Genomic DNA, 2800 nt, shown 5'->3' on the forward strand with positions numbered 1-2800 from the left:
TCCTAGTATATGGGAAAACCAAGTCACAGCGTCTATCAGCAGTTTCTTAAGGAATATGATGCGTGACAAACAGGCAAACAGGAAAGCAGCAGTATGCTGTCCCGTATTTCATGTCCTCCCATCGGGGATGTACCATGAAAGAGGCAGTAAAACTTGCGGAATATGTCCGGGATTCTGGCTCTACCCCGGCACAGGATACAGGATTTCTCATCCAACCCCGTTCTACTCTTTCTACCTGTATGTACTATACGGGAATCCATCCTCTTACAGGTGAGAAGGTATATGTGCCGAAGAACCCCCATGAAAAAGCAATACAGAGAGCTTTGATGCAGTACAAGAATCCTGCAAACAGAGAACTGGTGCTGGAAGGCCTCAAAATGACCGGAAGAATGGACCTGGTAGGTTACGGCCCTAAATGTTTGATCCGGCCGCTTCGAGAGAATCATGGAGGCCAACAGCATACTCAGGGCAGTAGTCGGAATGCGAAAAACAGCAGAAATAGCAAAAATAACAAAAACAGTTCAGCATCTGCAAAGAAGAATACTATCAGAAATATACATAAGAAAAATTCCAGAGGAGGACGTAAGTGACAGAAAAGAAAAACAGAAATAAAAAACAAAGTAAAGCGAAAACATCTTCAAAAGTATCCAAAGGGAACTTCGGATATTTCAGAAGTGAAAAGAGACGCCGCCTGATCATCACTGCAATTCTTTTTGCAGTACCCTTATTCATCTTTTTTACATCCTGGTTCTATTTTAAGACAAGAATGACTGTCTGGACAGTTGTAACTGTAGTTGGCTGTCTTCCGGCATGTAAATCCATGGTGAATCTGATCATGATTCTGAAATGCAGACCAATGGATGCCGGATTATATCAGAAAATCCATGAGCATCAGGGCAGTCTGGATATGGCATATGAACTTTACATGACTTTTTATGAAAAAAGTGCCTATATTGATGCAGCAGCAGTATGTGGAAATACAGTAGTGGCTTACAGCAGTGATCCGAAAATCGATGCATCTTTCATGGAAACCAATTCCCAGAAGATCATCCGTAAAAACGGTTATAAAGTGACGGTGAAAATTTTTACAGATCTCCGTCCGTTCCTGGAACGTCTTGATTCCATGAACGATCACAGAGAAAGTCTGGAAGAAGGAATCAAATTTACCCCGGACGAAAAATATCCGGATCTTTCCAGAAACGAACTGATCCGACAGACCATTCTGGCATTGTGTCTGTAGTCGCCGGAATTCAATTACAAAATATATCTATAGCAATGTGTTATTTCGGAGTTTGGTATAATTATACAGGAACAATTAAATATGAAAGAATTTATTATAGAAGAAAATGAAGCGGGCCAGCGCTTTGATAAATATCTGGCCAAGCTTCTCAGAGAAGCACCTAAAAGTTTTTTTTACAAAATGCTTCGCAAAAAGAACATCACTCTAAATGGAAAGAAAGCCACAGGAAACGAAAAACTTCTCAAAGGCGACACCATCAAACTGTTTCTGAGTGATGAAACTTTCGATAAATTTGCAGGAAGCAGTCAGGCAGCAAGAGCATACTGCGAACTGGATATTGTTTACGAGGATCCTGATATCATTATCATCAATAAACCGGCAGGGATGCTTTCACAGCCGGCATATGACGGGGAACCGTCCCTTGTAGAATATCTGACCGGCTACCTTTTAAAGAAAGGTGATCTTACAGAAGAACAGCTCAAAACCTTCAGACCTTCTGTATGTAACCGACTTGACCGTAATACCAGCGGAATGGTCTGTGCAGGTAAAAGCCTTGCCGGTCTGCAGTTTCTGTCCAGGATATTCCACGACAGAACACTTCACAAATACTATATCTGCCTCACAAAAGGCAAAATAGAAAAACCGGATCATATCAGGGGTTATCTGCACAAAGATAAAAAAACAAACAAAGTAATCGTAAGCAGACAGGAATTCAAAGATTCCCTGCCGATTGAAACGAAATATTGTCCTCTTGGCAGCAACGGAAAAATAACTCTTCTGGAAGTTGAGCTGATCACAGGCCGTACTCACCAGATTCGTGCTCACCTTGCAGGAACAGGACATCCATTGCTTGGAGACACCAAATACGGAGATTCTGAATTTAATAAGCAATACATCCGCCATGGAGTCAGGCATCAGCTTCTCCATGCATACAGGTTAGTAATTCCGGAGACAGACCAGACCTTTGTGGCGCCGGCACCGGAGCTTTTCTGTAAAATCATCAAAGAGGAAAATCTTGAGGAGGCTTATCATGAGAATCTGGAAAGAAATATGGGATTACGCAAAAATGATCATCATAGTAGTAGTGATCGTAACGCTTGTGAATAGCGTAGTACTGATCAATGCCAAAATTCCTTCCGAATCAATGGAAAAAACCATTATGACAGGAGACCGTATTTTCGGATTCCGCCTTGCATATGGACTCAATCTGGATTTCTTCGGACATGAAATATCAAAAAAAATAAAAGATCCGGAACGCTTTGACATTGTTATTTTCAAATACCCGGATGACGAAAGCAAGCTTTTCATCAAACGAGTCATCGGACTTCCGGGAGAAAAAGTACAGATTAAGGACGGCAAAGTCTATATCAATGATTCAGAGATTCCTCTGGATGACAGTTTCGTTCCGGAAAAACCAAGGGGCAGCTTTGGCCCGTATGAAGTTCCTGAAAACAGCTATTTCGTCCTGGGTGATAATCGCAATCATTCCAAAGACTCCCGTTGCTGGAAAAGCACCAGTTTTGTGACATTTGATGAGATTGTCGGAAAGGCAGTTATCAG

Annotated in this window: 3 protein-coding genes and 1 pseudogene; all 4 read left to right on the forward strand. The window is 41.8% G+C overall.

All coding sequences use genetic code 11. The features are described from left to right. Nucleotides 1-6 precede the first annotated feature (6 nt). Nucleotides 7-590 (forward strand): annotated as a pseudogene (locus AC075J_RS04520) (DUF3362 domain-containing protein); the annotation flags it as partial. After that, nucleotides 587-1240: a hypothetical protein gene (locus AC075J_RS04525; RefSeq protein ID WP_008702984.1), complete on the forward strand. Its 654-nt coding sequence runs from the start codon at nt 587-589 to the stop codon at nt 1238-1240. The pseudogene AC075J_RS04520 and the gene AC075J_RS04525, both read left to right, overlap by 4 nt. Before the next feature lie 81 nt (nt 1241-1321). Further along, nucleotides 1322-2347 (forward strand): RluA family pseudouridine synthase, encoded by a 1026-nt coding sequence (locus AC075J_RS04530; RefSeq protein WP_008702985.1) that lies wholly within the window; start codon nt 1322-1324, stop codon nt 2345-2347. Beyond that, a partial coding sequence (gene lepB, locus AC075J_RS04535) for a signal peptidase I (RefSeq protein WP_476390072.1) occupies nt 2271-2800 on the forward strand: 530 nt, incomplete at its 3' end. The genes AC075J_RS04530 and lepB, both read left to right, overlap by 77 nt.

Source organism: Blautia sp. ZXY-1-C6, from assembly GCF_056339875.1.

What these genes read in the sequence shown, in the direction of transcription:
- AC075J_RS04530 (WP_008702985.1), top strand. Translation starts at nt 1,322, where the DNA reads ATGAAAGAATTTATTATAGAAGAAAATGAAGCGGGCCAGCGCTTTGAT.